This window comes from Methylobacterium platani (genome assembly GCF_001653715.1).
GTDB classification, from domain to species: Bacteria; Pseudomonadota; Alphaproteobacteria; order Rhizobiales; family Beijerinckiaceae; genus Methylobacterium; species Methylobacterium platani.
On the sequence record NZ_LWHQ01000043.1, the window covers coordinates 134,167 to 151,314 of the forward strand.

General features: G+C 72.8%; 12 protein-coding genes and 2 tRNA genes. 9 read left to right on the forward strand and 5 right to left on the reverse strand.

All coding sequences use genetic code 11. From position 1 onward, the window contains the following. The first annotated feature begins 2 nt into the window (after positions 1–2). Together lptG and A5481_RS21750 are read left to right on the forward strand one after the other, a co-directional pair. Positions 3–1,091, forward strand: a complete 1,089-nt coding sequence (gene lptG / locus A5481_RS21745) for an LPS export ABC transporter permease LptG (protein ID WP_048433338.1) — start codon at positions 3–5, stop codon at positions 1,089–1,091. After that, positions 1,092–3,758, forward strand: coding sequence for an LPS-assembly protein LptD (locus A5481_RS21750; RefSeq protein WP_048433339.1), 2,667 nt, complete (start codon positions 1,092–1,094; stop codon positions 3,756–3,758). It begins immediately after the preceding gene. Positions 3,759–3,794: 36 nt separating this feature from the next. Here A5481_RS21750 and A5481_RS21755 read toward each other — a convergent pair whose 3' ends face one another. After that, a complete protein-coding gene (locus A5481_RS21755) occupies positions 3,795–4,208 on the reverse strand; it encodes a CCDC90 family protein (RefSeq protein WP_048433340.1) in 414 nt (137 codons plus the stop codon). Between the two features lie 156 nt (positions 4,209–4,364). On the opposite strand from A5481_RS21755, the gene pdxA reads away from it, so the two are divergent. Next, entirely contained in the window at positions 4,365–5,402 is a 1,038-nt protein-coding gene (gene pdxA, locus A5481_RS21760; RefSeq protein ID WP_048433341.1) for a 4-hydroxythreonine-4-phosphate dehydrogenase PdxA, read from the forward strand. Beyond that, positions 5,399–6,235, forward strand: coding sequence for a 16S rRNA (adenine(1518)-N(6)/adenine(1519)-N(6))-dimethyltransferase RsmA (gene rsmA / locus A5481_RS21765; RefSeq protein ID WP_048433342.1), 837 nt, complete (start codon positions 5,399–5,401; stop codon positions 6,233–6,235). Before pdxA ends, rsmA begins: the two co-directional genes overlap by 4 nt. Positions 6,236–6,352: 117 nt before the next feature. On the opposite strand, the gene A5481_RS21770 is transcribed toward rsmA, so the two are convergent. The 3 genes from A5481_RS21770 to lipB all read right to left on the reverse strand — a co-directional run bounded on the left by A5481_RS21770 (position 6,353) and on the right by lipB (position 9,533). After that, a complete protein-coding gene (locus tag A5481_RS21770) occupies positions 6,353–7,354 on the reverse strand; it encodes a TIM44-like domain-containing protein (RefSeq protein WP_048433343.1) in 1,002 nt (333 codons plus the stop codon). 190 nt (positions 7,355–7,544) lie between these two features. Continuing rightward, positions 7,545–8,642: an ATP-binding protein gene (locus A5481_RS21775; RefSeq protein ID WP_048433344.1), complete on the reverse strand. Its 1,098-nt coding sequence runs from the start codon at positions 8,640–8,642 to the stop codon at positions 7,545–7,547. A gap of 165 nt (positions 8,643–8,807) precedes the next feature. After that, complete coding sequence (gene lipB, locus A5481_RS21780; RefSeq protein ID WP_048433345.1) at positions 8,808–9,533, reverse strand: lipoyl(octanoyl) transferase LipB; 726 nt, start codon at positions 9,531–9,533, stop codon at positions 8,808–8,810. A gap of 60 nt (positions 9,534–9,593) precedes the next feature. Between lipB and A5481_RS21785 the strand changes: the two genes are divergently transcribed. From A5481_RS21785 to A5481_RS21795, 3 genes are all read left to right on the forward strand, one after another. Further along, entirely contained in the window at positions 9,594–9,899 is a 306-nt protein-coding gene (locus A5481_RS21785; RefSeq protein ID WP_048433346.1) for a FliM/FliN family flagellar motor switch protein, read from the forward strand. A 123-nt stretch (positions 9,900–10,022) separates the two neighbouring features. Then, positions 10,023–10,107, forward strand: a tRNA-Leu gene (locus A5481_RS21790). A gap of 175 nt (positions 10,108–10,282) precedes the next feature. Then, positions 10,283–10,367, forward strand: a tRNA-Leu gene (locus A5481_RS21795). 388 nt (positions 10,368–10,755) lie between these two features. On the opposite strand, the gene A5481_RS21800 is transcribed toward A5481_RS21795, so the two are convergent. Next, complete coding sequence (locus tag A5481_RS21800; protein ID WP_425339730.1) at positions 10,756–11,436, reverse strand: peroxidase-related enzyme; 681 nt, start codon at positions 11,434–11,436, stop codon at positions 10,756–10,758. A gap of 144 nt (positions 11,437–11,580) precedes the next feature. Between A5481_RS21800 and A5481_RS21805 the strand changes: the two genes are divergently transcribed. Both A5481_RS21805 and bluB read left to right on the forward strand, forming a co-directional pair. Further along, positions 11,581–16,452 (forward strand): NAD-glutamate dehydrogenase, encoded by a 4,872-nt coding sequence (locus tag A5481_RS21805; RefSeq protein ID WP_048433347.1) that lies wholly within the window; start codon positions 11,581–11,583, stop codon positions 16,450–16,452. Further along, positions 16,449–17,096, forward strand: a complete 648-nt coding sequence (bluB, locus tag A5481_RS21810; RefSeq protein WP_048433348.1) for a 5,6-dimethylbenzimidazole synthase — start codon at positions 16,449–16,451, stop codon at positions 17,094–17,096. Before A5481_RS21805 ends, bluB begins: the two co-directional genes overlap by 4 nt. Positions 17,097–17,148: the final 52 nt, after the last annotated feature.

Here is a 17,148-nt window from a genome sequence, read left to right on the forward strand (position 1 = left end):
CCATGCTGATCGGCGCCACCCTCGGCCGCTACCTGGCGGCCCGCTTCCTGCGGATGATCCTGGGGGTCTTCCTCACGGTCTTCGCCCTCGTCTACACCCTCGACTTCGTCGAGCTGATGCGGCGCGCCGGCGATGCCGAGGGCGCCTCGGCCGCCGTGATGGCGCGGCTCGCGCTCTTCCGCACGCCGGCGGTCGCCGAGCAGGTCCTGCCCTTCGCGATCCTGTTCGGCGCCATGGCGGCGCTGCTCCAGCTCAGCCGCAAGCTCGAGCTGGTGGTGGCGCGCGCCGCCGGCATCTCGGCCTGGCAGTTCCTGCAGCCCGGCGCGCTCGTGGCGCTCGGCATCGGCGCCTTCACGATCGGGGTCTACAACCCGGTCTCGGCCGAGCTGAAGCAGCGCTCGACCGAGATCGAGGCCAAGATCTTCGCCCGCTCGTCGAAGGCGGGGTCCGGCAAGGACCTGTGGATCCGCCAGCGCAGCATCGACGGCCAGGCGATCATCCGGGCCGAGACCGCGGTCGAGGGCACGACCACGCTCGCCGGCGTCGCGGTGTTCACCTTCGACGATTCGGGGGCCTTCGCACAGCAGATGCAGGCGGCCCGGGCCACCCTGCACGACGGCTACTGGGAGCTGCAGGACGTCCGCGTCCAGGGGCTCGACCAGGAGCCGCAGAGCTACGACACCTACCTGATCGCCTCGACGCTCGATCCCTCGCAGGTGCGCCAGCGCTTCACCCCGCCGGAATCCGTGCCTTTCTGGCAACTGAGCCAGACGATCGCCCGGACCGAGCGGGCGGGACTCGACGCCACCCGTTACCGCCTCCAGTACGACGTGCTGATGGCGCGGCCGGTGCTGTTCCTGGCGATGGTGCTGGTGGCGGCATCGGTTTCATTAAGGTTCTTCCGCTTTGGTGGCATCGGCAAGATGGTCCTCGGCGGCGTCGCGGCGGGCTTCGTGCTCTACGTGGCACGCCAGGTGATGGAGGGCCTAGGAGCCTCTGGATTGGTCGCGGCGCCGGTGGCGGCGTGGTTCCCGGCCGTGGTAGGGAGTCTTCTCGGAACGCTCGCGCTTCTGCACCTGGAGGACGGCTGAATGCCCAACCTCCGGCAAGGCGGCGCGGGCATAGCGGGTGCAGGGATGGGTCGAGTCGTGCGTAAGGCCGCGGGTGCCGCGGTCACGGGATCCCTGACGGTCCTGCTGGCGGCTGCCGTCACGGCAGGCGCGAGCGGCCTTGCGCACGCGCAAGGCACGCTCAACGACCGCCTGGCGGCGGGATCGGCCAAGAACGCCGCCAAGGGCGGCAATTCCGAGCGCCTGCTCGTCGAGGCCAAGGAGCTCGTCTACGACAACGACCGCAACACGGTCTCGGCGGTCGGCAATGCCGAATTGCATTACGGCCCGCGCACCCTGCTGGCCGACCGCGTCCGCTACGACCGCAACACCGGCCGGGTCTTCGCCGAGGGCAACGTCCGCCTCACCGACCAGACCGGCTCGGTCGTGACCGGCGACCGGATGGAGCTGACCGACGACTTCAAGTCCGGCTTCATCGACTCGCTGCGCATCGAGCAGCCGATCGAGCAGCGCGGCCGCCCGGCCCGGGTGCGGTTCTCGGCCCCGCGCGGCGAGCGCGTCGAGGGCCAGACCTCGACCTTCGAGTACGGCACCTACACCGCCTGCGAGCCGTGCAAGGACCATCCCGAGCGGCCGCCGCTGTGGCAGATCAAGGCGGCGCGGATCATCCACAACAACGAGGAGCGCCGGATCTACTACGAGGATTCGACCCTCGAGGTGGCCGGCATCCCGATCGCCTACCTGCCGTACTTCTACTCGCCCGACCAGACGGTGCGGCGCGAGACCGGCTTCCTGGCGCCGCACTTCGTGTCCTCGAACGTGCTCGGCTACGGCATCGGCACGCCGTTCTTCTGGAACATCGCGCCCGATTACGACCTCACGGTCGAGCCGACCTTCCTGTCGAAGCAGGGCGTGCTCGGCCAGGCCGAGTGGCGCCAGCGCCTCGCCAACGGGTTCTACAACGTCCGGGTCAGCGGCATCTTCCAGTCGACCCCGAGCGCGTTCCTGCCCGGCCCCCTCGGCTCCGGCGACCGCGACTTCCGCGGCTCGATCGAATCGGCCGGCCAGTTCTATCTCGGCCAGCAATGGCGTGCCGGCTGGGACGTCGTCGGCGTCACCGACAAGTGGTTCCTCGACAATTACCGCATCCGCAACCAGACGATCAGCACGGACTACTTCCGTGAGGCGGTCTCCACCGCCTTCCTGATCGGCCAGGGCGACCGGTCGTGGTTCGAGGCGCGAGGCTACTACTTCAAGGGCCTGTCGACCTTCGACTGGCAGAAGCAGCAGCCGGTGGTCGCCCCGGTGATCGACTACGACAAGCGCCGCGACGGGCCCGACCCGATCGGCGGCGAGGTGCGGTTCCAGGCCAACTTCCAGCACCTGACCCGGGACGCGACCCAGTACACCCAGATCCCGCGCACCAGCACCTACCTCTTAAGCCCGAGCGTCAACGGCATCACCTTCCCGCTCTACAGCACCTGCTCGGTGTTCGAGCGCGGCCAGTGCCTGGTGAGCGGGCTCGCCGGCGACACCACCCGGGCGACCGCCCAGGTGTCGTGGCGGCGCACCTTCACGGACGAGTTCGGCCAGCGCTGGCAGCCCTTCGCCTACCTGCGCGGCGACGCCTTCTTCGTGAACCCGAGCACGACCGGCTACCAGAACAACGAGATCAGCAACCTGTTCTCGCCGGACTCGAACTTCTCCGGCCGGGTGATGCCGGCGGTCGGCCTCGAGTACCGCTATCCCTTCGTCGCCGATTTCGGCCCGCTCGGCGTCCACACCGTGTCGCCGATCGCCCAGGTGATCGCGCGCCCGAGCGAGACCCATATCGGCCGCCTGCCGAACGAGGACGCCCAGAGCCTCGTCTTCGACGACACCTCGCTGTTCCAGTGGGACAAGTTCTCGGGCTACGACCGGGTCGAGGGCGGCGTGCGCGCCAATCTCGGCGCCGAATACTCGATCACCGGCCGCAACGGGTTCTACATGAACGCGATGTTCGGCGAGTCGATCGCGCTCGCCGGCGTCAACTCGTTCCGCCGCGGCGACATCGTCAATGTCGGCCGCGATTCCGGCCTCGAGACCACCGGCTCGGACTTCGTCTCGCGCTTCCAGGTCTCGCCGAACCAGAACATCAGCTTCATCACCCGGGCCCGGTTCGACAACAGCACCTTCGCGCTCAAGCGCTTCGAGAGCGGCGTGACGGCGAAGTTCGCGCCGTTCCTGCCGCTCGAGACCTCGCTGATCTACGCCCGCTACGAGGCGCAGCCCGAACTCGGCTACGACCGCCGCCGCGAGGGCCTGCAGGCCTCCGCGCTCTACAACGTCACGCCGAACTGGTTCGTCACCGGCTCGGTGCTGTTCGACCTCTCGCACTACCTCCAGGTGCGCGAGTTCTACGCCACGGCGGCCCAGGCCTACTTCCTCAACCCGGTCGGCACTGCGCCGACCTACGACCGGCCCGACAAGTTCTACGTCTCGTCGTCGGGCTTCGGCGTAGGCTACCGCGACGAGTGCACGACGATCTCGCTCAACTACCTGTCGTCGCCGATCGAGACGGCGTCGGGCCTGCGCGAGCGCAACCGCACCTTCCTGCTGCGGATCGAGCTGCGCACCCTCGGCGAGGCGAATTTCCGCCAGAACCTCAGCACCACCACGACGGCGGACGGCATCGCGACGGCCCGGTGACGGGAGGGGCGCGCTCCGGATGCCGGAGCGCGCCGATCAGGGTCCGACGACGCGCACCAGGGCGATCACCGCGCTCAGGATGATCAGCGTCTGAAATCCGATCGTCCCGAACATCCACTTGACGATCTCGGACCGTTGACGCTCCAGCCTGGTCTCGAGGCGCGACTCCGACTCGCGCAGCTCGGATTTGAACTCGGTCCGGAGCGTCTGCATGTCGTTCTTCAGCTCGGTCCGGAGCGTCTGAATGTCGTTCTTCAACTCGGTGCGAAGGGCCTGCATCTCGTTCCGGAGCCCGGTATCCAGGCTGTGCAGATCGCTCTTCGTCGCGAGATCCCCCTGAACGGCTTCGGGCACGGCGACGGCGAACCCTTCCGCCTGCTCGGGGGACAGCTGCACCTTGTCGCGCAGGGTCCGGGCGAACGTCAGCGTGTCGAAGGCGACGCTTGCCATGGGTCGGGACGATCCGGAGGTCTGCTCGCCGAAGGGTGCCCGGAACCAACCACGGCCGCGACGGAAGGTTCGCCCGGCATCGTGCGGGGCGCTTGCCCGGCGGGAGCCGGGATGCCATGGCGCGGGGATGCGCCACGACGGACGGGGATCCCCGCGATGACCACAGCCCTTGCGCTGACACAGGGCGATCCGGCCGGGATCGGCCCGGAGATCACCCTGCGGGCCTGGCTCGCCCGGGAGGAGCACGGCCTGGCGCCGTTCTTCGTCATCGCCGACCCCGGTTTCCTGGCGCGGATCGCCGCCCGGCTCGGCCTCGCGGTGCCGCTCGCTGACGTTACGCCCGAGACGGCGGCGGAGGCGTTCGGACGCGCCCTGCCGGTGGTGCCGCTGCCGGGCGGCCTCGCCGTCGCGGCCGAGCCCGGCCGGCCGGATCCGGCGAGCGCCGCCGCCACCCTCGCGTCGATCGACGAGGCGGTGCGGCTGGTGCAGGCCGGCCGCGCCCCCGCCCTCGTCACCAACCCGATCGCCAAGCACGTGCTCTACGAGGCGGGCTTCCGCCATCCCGGCCATACCGAGTACCTGGCGGCGCTCGCCGCCCCGCCCGGCGCGACCGGGCCGACACCCGTGATGCTGCTGTGGTCCGAGACGCTGGCGGTGGTGCCGGTGACGATCCACGTGCCGTTACGCCGTGTGCCCGACCTCCTCACCACGGATCTCGTGGTCGAGACCGCCCGCATCGTCGACCACGACATGCGAACCCGCTTCGGGCTGGCCAGACCGCGCCTCGTGCTCGCCGGGCTCAACCCGCATGCCGGCGAGGCCGGCACGATGGGCACCGAGGACCGCGACGTGCTGGCACCGGCGGTCGCGTCCTTGCAGGCGGAGGGCATCGCCATCACCGGCCCGCACCCGGCCGACACGCTGTTCCACGCCCGGGCGCGGGCGACCTACGACGTGGCGCTCGCGCCGACCCACGACCAGGCGCTGATCCCGATCAAGACCCTCGCCTTCGACGAGGGCGTGAACGTGACTCTCGGCCTGCCGTTCCTGCGCACCTCGCCGGATCACGGCACCGCCTTCGACATCGCCGGCAAGGGGCTGGCGAAGCCCGACAGCTTGGTGGCGGCCCTCAGGCTCGCCGGTCGGCTGACCCGGTCGCCCGAGATCCAGGACCGGAAAGGAATCGCGGCGTGAGCGCCCAGGACGGATTGCCGCCGCTGCGGGAGGTGGTGCAGGCGCACGACCTGCTGCCGCGCCGCTCGCTCGGCCAGAACTTCCTGTTCGACCTGAACCTCACCGGGCGGATCGCCCGGGCGGCCGGGCCGCTCGAGGGCGTGACGGTGGTCGAGGTCGGCCCCGGCCCCGGCGGCCTGACCCGGGCGCTGCTGATGCACGGTGCGGCCCGCGTGATCGCGATCGAGCGCGACCCCCGCGCCCTGCCGGCGCTCGCGGAGATCGCCGCGCATTACCCCGGGCGGCTGGAGGTGGTGGAGGCCGACGCGCTCGCCTTCGACCCCCGGCCGCTGATCGGCGAGGGTCCGGCCCGCATCGTCGCGAACCTGCCCTACAATGTCGGCACCCAGCTCCTCACCGGCTGGCTCACCGCGGAGGCCTGGCCGCCGTGGTGGGATTCGCTGACCCTGATGTTCCAGCGCGAGGTCGCCGAGCGCATCGTCGCCGACGAGGGCGACCGGGCGAATTACGGCCGGCTCGGCGTCCTGTGCGGCTGGCGCACCAAGGCGCAGATCCTGTTCGACGTGCCGCCCTCCGCCTTCGTGCCGCCGCCGAAGGTCACCTCGAGCGTGGTGCGGCTGGTGCCGCGGCCCGAGCCCCTGCCCTGCCGGGTCCGGGCGCTCGAGACCGTGACCGGCGCCGCCTTCGGCCAGCGCCGCAAGATGCTGCGCCAGAGCCTGAAGGCGGCGACGCCCGATCCGGCCCGCCTGCTCGCCGCCGCCGGGATCCCGGAGACGGCGCGGGCCGAGGAGGTCCCGGTCGAGGGGTTCGTCGCGATGGCGCGGGTGCTCTGAGGACAACCGCGGCCCGGCGACGGACAAAGGGGCGCCGCCTGGAAAAAAGCCCCCGATCCGCGAGGGCCGAGGGCCGTGTTTGATCGGCGGGGAGCATCGCTCCCCGCGAAACGCGGGTTATCGCGTCTGCTGGATGGCCGAGACCACCCACGGGCCGCCGCGCTCGCGCAGGAAGGTCCAGACCTCCGTCGCCTCGGGCGGGTTGGTCTCGACGACCTTGCCGCTGGCGCGCTCGATCAGCGCGTCGCGCAGGGTGTAGCGCATCGCCACGGTGGCGTAATCGACCGGGCCCTCGCGCCAGGCCTCGGCGAGGTCGCCCTGCTGCAGCTTCACGTCGGCGATCTTGTTGACCACGCCGCGGGCGGCGTTGGCCCGGATCTCCTCGCCGAAATAGCCGAACATCTCCGGCGTCGTGAGACGGCGCAGGGTGGCGGCGTCCTCGGCGCCGTAGGCGAGCTGGACCTGGCTCAGGGTGCGCTCGAAGGCGTCGAAATCCTGCGGGCCGATGCCGACCTCGTCGCGCTTGGGCGGGCGGGCCTGCTGCGCCGCCGCGCCGCCGCCGAGCATGCCGCCCAGACCGCCGCCGAGGCCGCCGCCCAGGTTGCCACCCGTCATGTTGCCACCCGTGCCGCCGAGCGGACCGCCGGGACCGGAGGCCGGGCCGCTGCGCTGATAGGCGCCCGCCATGGCCGGCTCGGCCCGGCGGCGGCGGAAGAAGCGCAGGGCCAGCATCACCACGCCGACCAGCAGGCCGACCTGGAGCAGCAGGCCGAGGAACGAGGCGATGCCGCCCAGCCCGCCGAAGAAGCCGCCGCCGACCAGCGCGCCGAGGAGGCCCGCGCCGAGGAGGCCGGCGAAGAAGCCGCCGCCGAAGCGGCGCTGCGGCGCGGCCGGGGCGCCCATCGACGAGCCGGGCTGGGTCATCGAGCGCTGCATCGGCGCCGGGGCGCCGGGGGCGGTCGTGGTCGGGGCCGGCGCCGAATAGGTGCGGGAGCCGCGCGAACCCATGGAGGAGCCGCTGCCGGGACGCGCCTCGCCGGCCGTCGCCGCCACGGCCATCAGGGCCGCCAGGCCGAAGGCCACCGCCGTCCGGCGGCCGCGGGTGAAGGTGGTCATCATCGGTTCGTCTCAGCCTCGCGCAATCACCAGTGAGGGTCGTCCAGGCCCCCGATCGCACATATGGGGGCATGGGTGGCGCAGTAGAAGGGAGGCATCGCGCCGGATGCCGGCCCGGTTGTAACTACACCCGATGAAGAGTCACCGATCGCCGCCAGATCTGCCAAGCGATAAATTTTTGCGACGATCGGGATTATCGACCCGAGGCACTTCGTTGGAGACGCAGCCGCGGCGCCTCCGCGGCCGGGAAGGTCATGCGCACGCAGGTCCCCTCGCCGGGCCGGCTGCGCAGGGCGACGGCGCCGTTCTGGCGCTTGACCACCGCGTTGAGGATGGCGAGGCCGGTGCCGCGGCCGGGCTCGCGGGTGGTGAAGAACGGCTCCAGCGCCCGGGCCAGCACCTCCGGCGCCATGCCGGCGCCGGTATCGGTCACGCTGAGCGCGACGTGGCGCCCCGCCGCCCCGTCGGCGGCGACGCCCTCGCCGCCGTGGTTGCGGGTCTCGACGGTGACGCGCCCGCCCGCCGGCATCGCCTCGGCGGCGTTGCGCAGCAGGATCTGCAGGATCAGCTCGGTCTGGACCGGATCGACGCAGGCGATCCACAGGTCGTCGGCGAGGTCGAGGTCGAGGGCGACCGCCGTGCCGAGCAGCCCGGCGGCCCGCTCGCGGCAATCGCGCAGCAGCGCGTTGAGGTCGACCGGCCGGGGCTCGGGCCGGTGCCTGCGCGAGAAGGCCAGGAGATGGCGGGTCAGCGCCGAGGCGCGCTCGGCGGCGTCGGTCGAGCGGCTCAGCGCGCGCTGCACGAAGGCGTCCGGATGCTCGCCGAGGCGCCGGCGCAGGCCGTCGACGTAGCCGACGAGGATCTGCAGCAGGTTGTTGAACTCGTGCGCGACGCCGTTGGTGAGCTGCCCCAGCGCCTCGCGCCTCTGCGCCAGGGCCAGGGAGACCTCGAGGTCGCGGCACCGCGAGGTCTCGACGATCTGGATCAGGCCGGCGCCCCCGTCGCCCGGCAGCGGCGAGAGGTGCAGCGCCGCCCAGAGCGTCGCGCCGTCGTGCCGGCGCAGCGGCACCTCGGCGCTGCCCGGCCCGCCGGCCGCCAGGAGCGCGCGCAGGGCCGCCTCCGCCTCCGGCTCGGCGCCGAGGGCGGCGACCGTCCCGGGCGCGCCGGCGAGCAGCCGTCCGGCGGCCGGGTTGGCGAAGCGCACGACGCCCTCCGGCCCGGGCGCGACCAGGAGCGAGGGCAGCGGCGCGGCGGCGAGCGCGGCCCGCAGGGCATCGGCGTCCTCAGGCATCTCGGCAGCCGGCGCTGGCGCGAGGACATCCGGCACGGGCGGACCTCCGTGGTGGCGCGGCCGGGGCCGCCCGCCGCGGCGGCCGGGTCGTGTCCGCGATCAGGGCCCGCACTCTAGTGCAAGTCGGGGCGGCGTGAAAACCGCGACGCCCGGGCGCCTCGGCGCTCACGCCCGGCCGTCGTCGTCGACGAGGACCGTCGGCCCGAAGATCGCCTCGAAGCGCCCGCGCAGCACCGCGTCGACCTCCGGCAGGGTGACCGGGCGGCCGAGATCGACGAGGCTGGTGACGCCGTGCTCGCGCACGCCGCACGGCACGATGCCGGAGAAGTGCGACAGGTCCGGCTCGACGTTCAGGCTGACGCCGTGGAAGGTCGCCCAGCGCCGCACCCGGATGCCGATCGCCGCGATCTTGTCCTCGACGCCCGGCCCCTTCTCCGGCCGGCGCACCCAGACGCCGACCCGGTCCTCCCGGCGCTCGCCCCGCACCGTGAACGCCTCCAGGGTGTCGATCAGCCAGGCCTCGAGGGCGGCCACGTAGGCGCGCAGGTCCGGCCGGCGCCGGTTGAGGTCGAGCATGACGTAGGCCACCCGCTGCCCGGGGCCGTGATAGGTGTACTGCCCGCCCCGTCCCGTGCGGTGGACCGGGAAGCGCTCCGGCGCCACCAGGTCCTGCGCCTTCGCCGAGGTCCCGGCGGTGTAGAGCGGCGGGTGCTCGACGAGCCAGACGCGCTCCAGCGCGCGCCCCTCGGCGATCGCGGCGGCCCGCGCCTCCATCGCGGCTTCCGCCTCGCGGTAATCGAGGCGCGCGTCGCGCACCACCCACTCGACGGGGGGGCTGCCGGGGGCGGGCAGGAGGCTGCCCGGGGCGGTTGCGAGCCGGTCGTTTACCAAGGCTTCACCATAAGATCGGATTGTCGGGGCATCGTGTGGTGATCAGGGTGGGTGCGTCCGTTGGCGGTACTCGACATTCTCAAGGTGGACCTCGCGGTCGTGCTCGGGCGGACCCGGATGCCGATCCACATGCTGCTGCGCATGGGCCGCGGCGCGGTGATCGAGCTCGATTCCACCGACAGCGATATGGTCGAGATCCTCGCCAACAACCACCCGATCGCCCGCGGCCAGATCGTGGTCACGGGCAACCGCATCTCCGTGGAGGTGACCGAGCTGATCCGCAAGGCCGAGGTGGTGCAGGAGCCCGGCATCCGCATCGGCGACGGCGGCGCCTCCCTGCTCGGCACCCTGTCGGACGCTCTCTAGGCGAGATTGTTCGCCGGATCCGCATCGGGGCGCTTGCGTCCCCGGGAGGGGACTGGTATTCGCAGCCTCGCTTCGGACGGGTCTCACCCCCGCCCCGCCGCTTCCGGCGAGACGAAGCGATCCGCGGCCGTGGCGGAATTGGTAGACGCGCTAGCTTGAGGTGCTAGTTGGGCAACCAGTGGAGGTTCGAGTCCTCTCGGCCGCACCATTCCTTCCTCGAAGGAGCGGAATGGAGACCGGATTCGGCATGACGATCCCACCCCTCACGGGATCGGACGCCGAGCGAGGTTGCCGGGGCACTCGCCGCTGAGCGGTCTTCGTGTCCGATTGTTGATGATGTTTCGAGACGAGGCTGGACCGGTTTTCGATGTCCGGCAACATCCGCGGCCGTGGCGGAATTGGTAGACGCGCTAGCTTGAGGTGCTAGTTGGGCAACCAGTGGAGGTTCGAGTCCTCTCGGCCGCACCATCCTGCCGTAGCGCAGGATTTCCGGGATCCTTCCCGAACGGTGCCGATCGCACGACGAGATCGTCGGCAGGATCGAAGGTACCCTTCCCCCAATCTCCTTTCACCCGATCAGTCGGCCGACGAAACCTGCCCGTGCGCGGTGCCAGGACGCTCGGTCGTCGGCAGCCGCCGTCGTCACGCCGGCACGCTCCCCTGCCGGGACGCGACCACGTCGGCCGAGAGTGCGATCGCGTGAACGGCCGCGTCCTGCACGATGTGTGGAAGGAGCCGGCGCGGTTCCGGGAGATCGTCACGACGGGCCGCATCGCCCGCCGCATCCCATCGAAAGCCCCCGGAGCCCGACCCCGTGTGGGAGCGCCGCGGCCCCGGTGCCCGACGGGCGACCGGCTCACGCCTCGCCCGGACCGGGCAGGGTCCGGGCTTCGCCGTGGTAGGCGCGGTTCGGGCGCATGTCGACGGCCGAGGCCATGCGGTTCGACATGTTGAAGAAGCTCGCCACCGCCGAGATGTCCCACAGGTCGCGCTCGGAGAAGCCGGCATCGCGAAGGGCCTCGCGGTCCTCCTCCTCGATCGTCCAGGGCGCCTCGGTGAGGGCGACCGCGAAGTCGAGCATGGCGCGGTGGCGGGCCGAGAGGTCGGCGGCGCGGTAGTTCATCACCAGCATCTCGGCCAGCACCGGGTCGCCCGAGAGGCTGCGGACCGCGGCGCCGTGCGCGGTGAGGCAATAATAGCAGCGGTTCACGCTCGAGACCGCGACGGCGATCATCTCGCGCTCCAGCTTCGACAGGCCGGAGGGGGCCAGCATCAGGTCGTTGTAGAGGCCCGCGAAGACCTCGAGCTTGGCGCTGTCGTGGGCGTAGGCGAGGAGCACGTTCGGCACGTAGCCGATCTTCTCCCGGCACTTGTCGAAGTAGGCCCGCATCTCCGGCGACAGGTCCGGCGAGGGCGCGAGGTCGAGGGCCATCACGGTGCCCTCCGTCTCCTGCGGCGCCGGCCGCTCGCCCACCTCCGGCTTCGATCCCGTCTTCCTGCCCGCCGCCTTGCCCGCCATCTTGCCGCCGCCCGTCATGCCCCTGCCTCCCCCGTCCCTGCACCCTTCGTCATCATGCGCGAGCTATAGGCAGTTTGCTCGCGGAGGGCGAGGCCGGGGTTGCGGGGGTCGGTGCGCTGTGCCACCGCTCCGGTCACCAACCTCGGCAGAGGACATGCAGACGTGGAACCCTCGACCGCGACCGCGACCGCCGAAGCGAAGGCCAGCCGCACAGACCTGATCGCCGCGGCGGCGGCGGCCGCCGAGACGAGCGGCGGCCCGGGCGGCTTCGTCCGCGACCTGTTCGGCCGCGTCGCGCCCGAGGACCTGACCGGGTACGCGCCCGAGGCCCTGGCCGAGCTGGCGCTGGCCGCCCGGGCCCACCTCGCCGCCGCCCGGCCCGGCCGCACGGTGAGCGCGGTGCGCCTCAGCGACGTCGAGGTGGTGCAGGGCGGGCGCCGGCGCGACCTCACGGTGCTGGAGGCGATCAACGCCAACCGGCCGTTCCTGCTCGATTCGACCCTCGCCGAGCTCGTCGGGCGCGGCTACCAGCCCCGCCTCGTCGCCCACCCGATCCTCGGGGTCGAGCGCGACGCCGACGGCGCCCTGGTGCGGGTCGTCGGCGAGACCACGGCGCAGGAATCCGGGGAGGAGACGGGCGACACCGACGGCCTCGCCCGCGAGAGCTTCATCCACATCCATCTCGACCGGATCGACGACGAGGCGGCGCGCGCCGCCCTCGGGGCGAGCCTCGCCCGGGTCTACGCCGACGTCGCGGCGGCGGCGGCGGACCACGCGGCGATGGTCGAGCGCCTGGCCCACGCCGCGGGCGCCTACGGCGACGGTCCCGGCCTCCTCGCCGCCGACGAGCGGGCGGAGGCGCGCGCCTTCCTCGACTGGCTGCGCGACGGGCATTTCGTGCTGCTCGGCCTGCGCGAGTACCGGACGGACGATCGCGCCGACCATGCCGGCGTGCCGGGCAGCGGGCTCGGCCTGCTGCGCGATCCCGCCGTCGAGGTCTTGCGCCGGGGCGACGCCATGGTGGCGGTGACGCCGGAGATCCGCGCCTTCCTCGAGGGGCCCGAGGCGCTCCTCGTCACCAAGGCGAGCCTGCGCTCGCGGGTGCGCCAGCAGGCGCATCTCGACATGGTGGCGGTCAAGCTGTTCCCCGGGGATGGCGGGCTGCCCGGCGAGTTGCGCCTCGTCGGCCTGTTCACCGGCAGCGCCTATGCGAGCCGGGCCGAGGAGGTGCCGTACCTGCGCCGCAAGGTGGCGGCGGTGCTGGCCAAGGCCGGCCTCGACCCGACGAGCCATGCCGGGCGCTCCCTCGTCCACGTGCTCGAGACCTATCCGCGCGACGACCTGTTCCAGATCGACGCCGACCTGCTCCTGCGCTTCGCCCTCGCCATCGTGTCGCTCGCCGACCGGCCGCGGGTGCGGGTGCTGGCCCGGCCCGACAAGTTCGGCCGCTTCGTCTCGCTGCTGGCCTACCTGCCGAAGGACCGCACCGACGCCCGGCTCCAGGCCCGGATCGGCACCTACCTCGCCGAGGCTCTGGGCGGGCGCCTCTCGACGATCGCGCCGGATTATCCCGAGGGCCCGCTCGCCCGCCTCCACGTCATTGTGGCGACGCCGGGCTCGCCCCCCGACGACATCGACGCGGGCGCGCTCGAGGCCGGCATCGCGGAGCTTGCCCGCACCTGGGCCGATTCCCTGCGCGAGGCGCTGGCCGAGGCCCGCGGCGGCGACGCCCGCGGCCTCGCCGCCGTCTACGCCGACGCCTTCCCGGCGGGCTACCGCGAGATGTATGCGGGCGCCCAGGCCCTGCCCGACATCGCCATCCTGGAGCGGATCTCGGAAGCGCAGCCCCGGGCGGTCGACCTCTTCCGGCGGCCCGGCGACCCCGACACGCGGATCGGCCTGAAGGTGTTCTCCCGCAATACCGCCCTGCCGCTGTCGGAGCGGGTGCCGGTGCTGGAGAATCTCGGCTTCCGGGTCATCGACGAGCGCTCCTACCGCCTCAAGCCCGAGGGCGCCGGCGCCCGGGTCTGGCTGCACGACATGGTGCTGGAGCGGGCCGGCGGCGGCGCCGTCGACGTCGCGTCGGTCGAGGGCCCGGTCGAGGCGGCCCTGCTGGCGCTCGCCCGCGACCTCGCCGAATCCGACGCCTACAACCGCCTGGTGCTCGAGGCCGGGCTCGGCTGGCGCGACGTCGCCCTGGTGCGGGCGCTCGGGCGCTACCTGCGCCAGCTGCGCATCCGCTACGGCCAGGACTACCTCGCGGCGACGCTCTCGCGCCACCCGGCCCTGGCGCGCCGGCTGGTCGCCCTGTTCTACGCCCGCTTCGACCCCCGCCTGGCCGGCGACCGCGCCGAGCGGCAGGAGGTCGTGCGCGCCGAGATCGAGGCGGACCTCGCCGGCGTCACCAGCCTCGACGAGGACCGGATCCTGCGCCGCTTCGTCAACCTCGTGGAGGCGGCGCAGCGCACCAACTTCTTCCAGATCGGCCGCAACGGCCTGCCGCCCGAGACCATCGCGTTCAAGTTCCGCTGCGCGCGCGTCGACGGGATGCCGCTGCCGCGCCCGCTGTTCGAGATCTTCGTCTACTCGCCGCGCGTCGAGGGCGTGCACCTGCGCTTCGGCTACATCGCCCGCGGGGGCCTGCGCTGGTCGGACCGGCCCGAGGATTTCCGCACCGAGGTGCTGGGCCTCGTCAAGGCGCAGCAGGTCAAGAACGCCGTGATCGTGCCGGTCGGCGCCAAGGGCGGGTTCTTCCCCAAGCGCCTGCCGCCGCCGTCCGACCGCCAGGCCTGGATGCAGGAGGGCACCGAGAGCTACCGGATCTTCATCCGCACGCTGCTCTCGCTCACCGACAACATCGTCGACGGCGCGATCGTGCCGCCGCCCGCGACGGTGCGGCACGACGAGGACGACGCCTACCTGGTGGTCGCCGCCGACAAGGGCACCGCCACCTTCTCGGACGTCGCCAACGCCCTGTCGCTGGAGGCGCATCACTGGCTCGGCGACGCCTTCGCGTCCGGCGGCAGCCAGGGCTACGACCACAAGCAGATGGGCATCACCGCCCGCGGCGCCTGGGAGGCGGTCAAGCGCCACTTCCGCGAGATCGACATCGACATCCAGGCCGAGCCGGTCACGGTCGCGGGCGTCGGCGACATGTCGGGCGACGTGTTCGGCAACGGCATGCTGCTGTCGCGCTGCCTCAAGCTCGTCGCCGCCTTCGACCACCGCGACATCTTCCTCGATCCCGATCCCGATCCGGCCGCGGCCCATGCCGAGCGCAAGCGGCTGTTCGACCTGCCCCGCTCGTCCTGGGCCGATTACGACCGGCGGGCGATCTCGCCCGGCGGCGGCGTGTTCTCGCGCCAGGCCAAGACCGTGCCGCTCTCGCCCCAGATTCGCGCCCGCCTCGGCCTCGACCGGGCCGAGGCGACGCCGGCCGAGGTGATGCAGGCGATCCTGCGCGCACCGGTCGACCTCTTGTGGTTCGGCGGCATCGGCACCTACGTGCGCGCGACCGCCGAGAGCGACGACGAGGCCGGCGACCGGGCGAACGACGCGATCCGCATCACCGGCGCGGAGCTGCGCGCCCGGGTCGTCGGCGAGGGCGCCAACCTGGGTCTCACCCAGCGCGGCCGGATCGAGGCCGCGCGCCGCGGCGTGCGCCTCAATACCGACGCGATCGACAACTCGGCCGGGGTCAACACCTCGGACGTCGAGGTCAACATCAAGATCGCGCTCGCGACCCCGGAGCGCGACGGGCGGCTCAGCCCGGAGAGCCGCAACGCCCTCCTCGCCGGCATGACCGAGGCGGTGGCCGACCTGGTCCTGCGCAACAACCAGCTCCAGACCCTCGCCCTCTCGCTCGCCCAGCTCTCCGCCGCGCCGGAGACGGGATTCGCCAGCCGCATGATGCAGATGCTGGAGGCCGAGGGGCGCCTCGACCGGGGCGTCGAGTTCCTGCCCTCCGACGCGGTCCTCGCCGAGCGGGCGCAAGGGGGCGAGGGCCTGACCCGGCCGGAACTCGCGGTGCTGCTGGCCTACGCCAAGCTCGCGCTCAAGGACGCGCTCCTCGACAGCGCGGTGCCGGACGATCCCTACCTCGCCCGGGAGCTGGAGCGCGCGTTCCCGCCGGTCCTGGTGGCGCGCTACCCCGACGCGGTGCGGGGCCACCGCCTGCGCCGGGAGATCATCGCCACGAGTCTCGCCAACGCCATCGTCAACCGCGGCGGGCCGACCATCGTCAGCCGGCTCGCCGACGAGACCGGCGCCGAGGCGCCGTCGATCGCCGCCGCCTTCGCCGTCACCCGCGACGCCTTCGGGCTGGTCGACCTCAACAAGGCGGTGGACGGGCTCGACGGCGCGATCGCCGGCGACCAGCAGCTCGCCCTCTACGCCGAGTTGCAGGACCTGCTGCGCCAGCGCATGGTCTGGTTCATCCGCAACGGCGAGGCCGCGCCCGGCGGCATCGAGGCGGCGGTCGCGCGCTACCGCGACGGCATCGCGGCGGTGTCGGCCGCCTTGCCGGGCGCCCTCCCCCCGGCGGCGGCCGAGGCGCTGGCCCGGCGCATCCGGACCCTCGTCGATCACGGCGTGCCGGGGGCGCTCGCCTCCCGCCTCGCGGCCCTGGGCGAGCTCGGGGCGGCGCCCGACATCGTCCAGGTCGCCGAGGCGACCGGGCGCCCGCCGGCGGCGATCGCCGCGACCCACTTCGCGCTCGCCGACCTCTTCCGCCTCAACGCGCTCGCCGCCGCCGCCCGGGCGGTGCCGGTGGCCGACACCTTCGACCGCATCGCGCTCGAGCGCGCGGTGGCGGGCCTCGCCTCGGCCCACCGGGCGCTCACCGCCGAGGCCGCCGCGTTCGACCAGGAGGGCGCCGCCGCGGTCGAGGCCTGGAGCCAGGCCCGCGGCGCGTCGCTCGCCCGCATCCGCACCGCGATCGCCGCCATCGCGGCCTCGGGGCTGACGGTCTCGAAGGTGTCGGTGGCGGCCAGCCTGCTCGGCGACCTCGCGCAGCCGGGCCCGGCGCAACGATGAACGCGACCGGCGCGCCGGAATTCGGAAGCGAGTTCCGGGCCCGCTTCGCGGAGCTGGTCGCCTGGCGCCGCGACGTGCGGCGCTTCCGCGCCGACCCGGTGCCGGAGGAGGCCCTGCGCGACGCCCTCGCGCTCACCTGCCTCAGCCCCTCGGTCGGCAACAGCCAGCCCTGGCGCTTCGTGCGCGTCGCCGATCCGGCGCGGCGCGCGGCCGTGGCCGGGAGCTTTTCCCGCTGCAACGAGGCGGCGGCCGCCGCCTACGACGATGCCCGCGCGAGCGCCTATCGGGGCCTCAAGCTCGCGGGCCTGCGCGAGGCGCCGGTGCATCTGGCGGTGTTCTGCGACGAGGCGACGGAGGCCGGCCACGGGCTCGGCCGCGCGACCATGCCGGAGATGCTGCGCTATTCCGCCGTCACGGCGATCCACACTTTCTGGCTCGCCGCCCGCGCCCACGGGCTCGGCGTCGGCTGGGTCTCGATCCTGTGCCCGGAGGAGGTCGCGGCTGCCCTCGACGTGCCGGCCGCGTGGCGGCTGATCGCCTATCTCTGCGTCGGATACCCGGCGGAGGAGCACGCCGATCCGGAGCTGGTCCGCCACGGCTGGCAGGCGCGCCAGGATACCGGGGCGATGATCCTGGAGCGGTAGCGCGGCACGGCCGCGCGCGGAGCAAGCCTGCAATGCGCCCGCCGCCATTCCA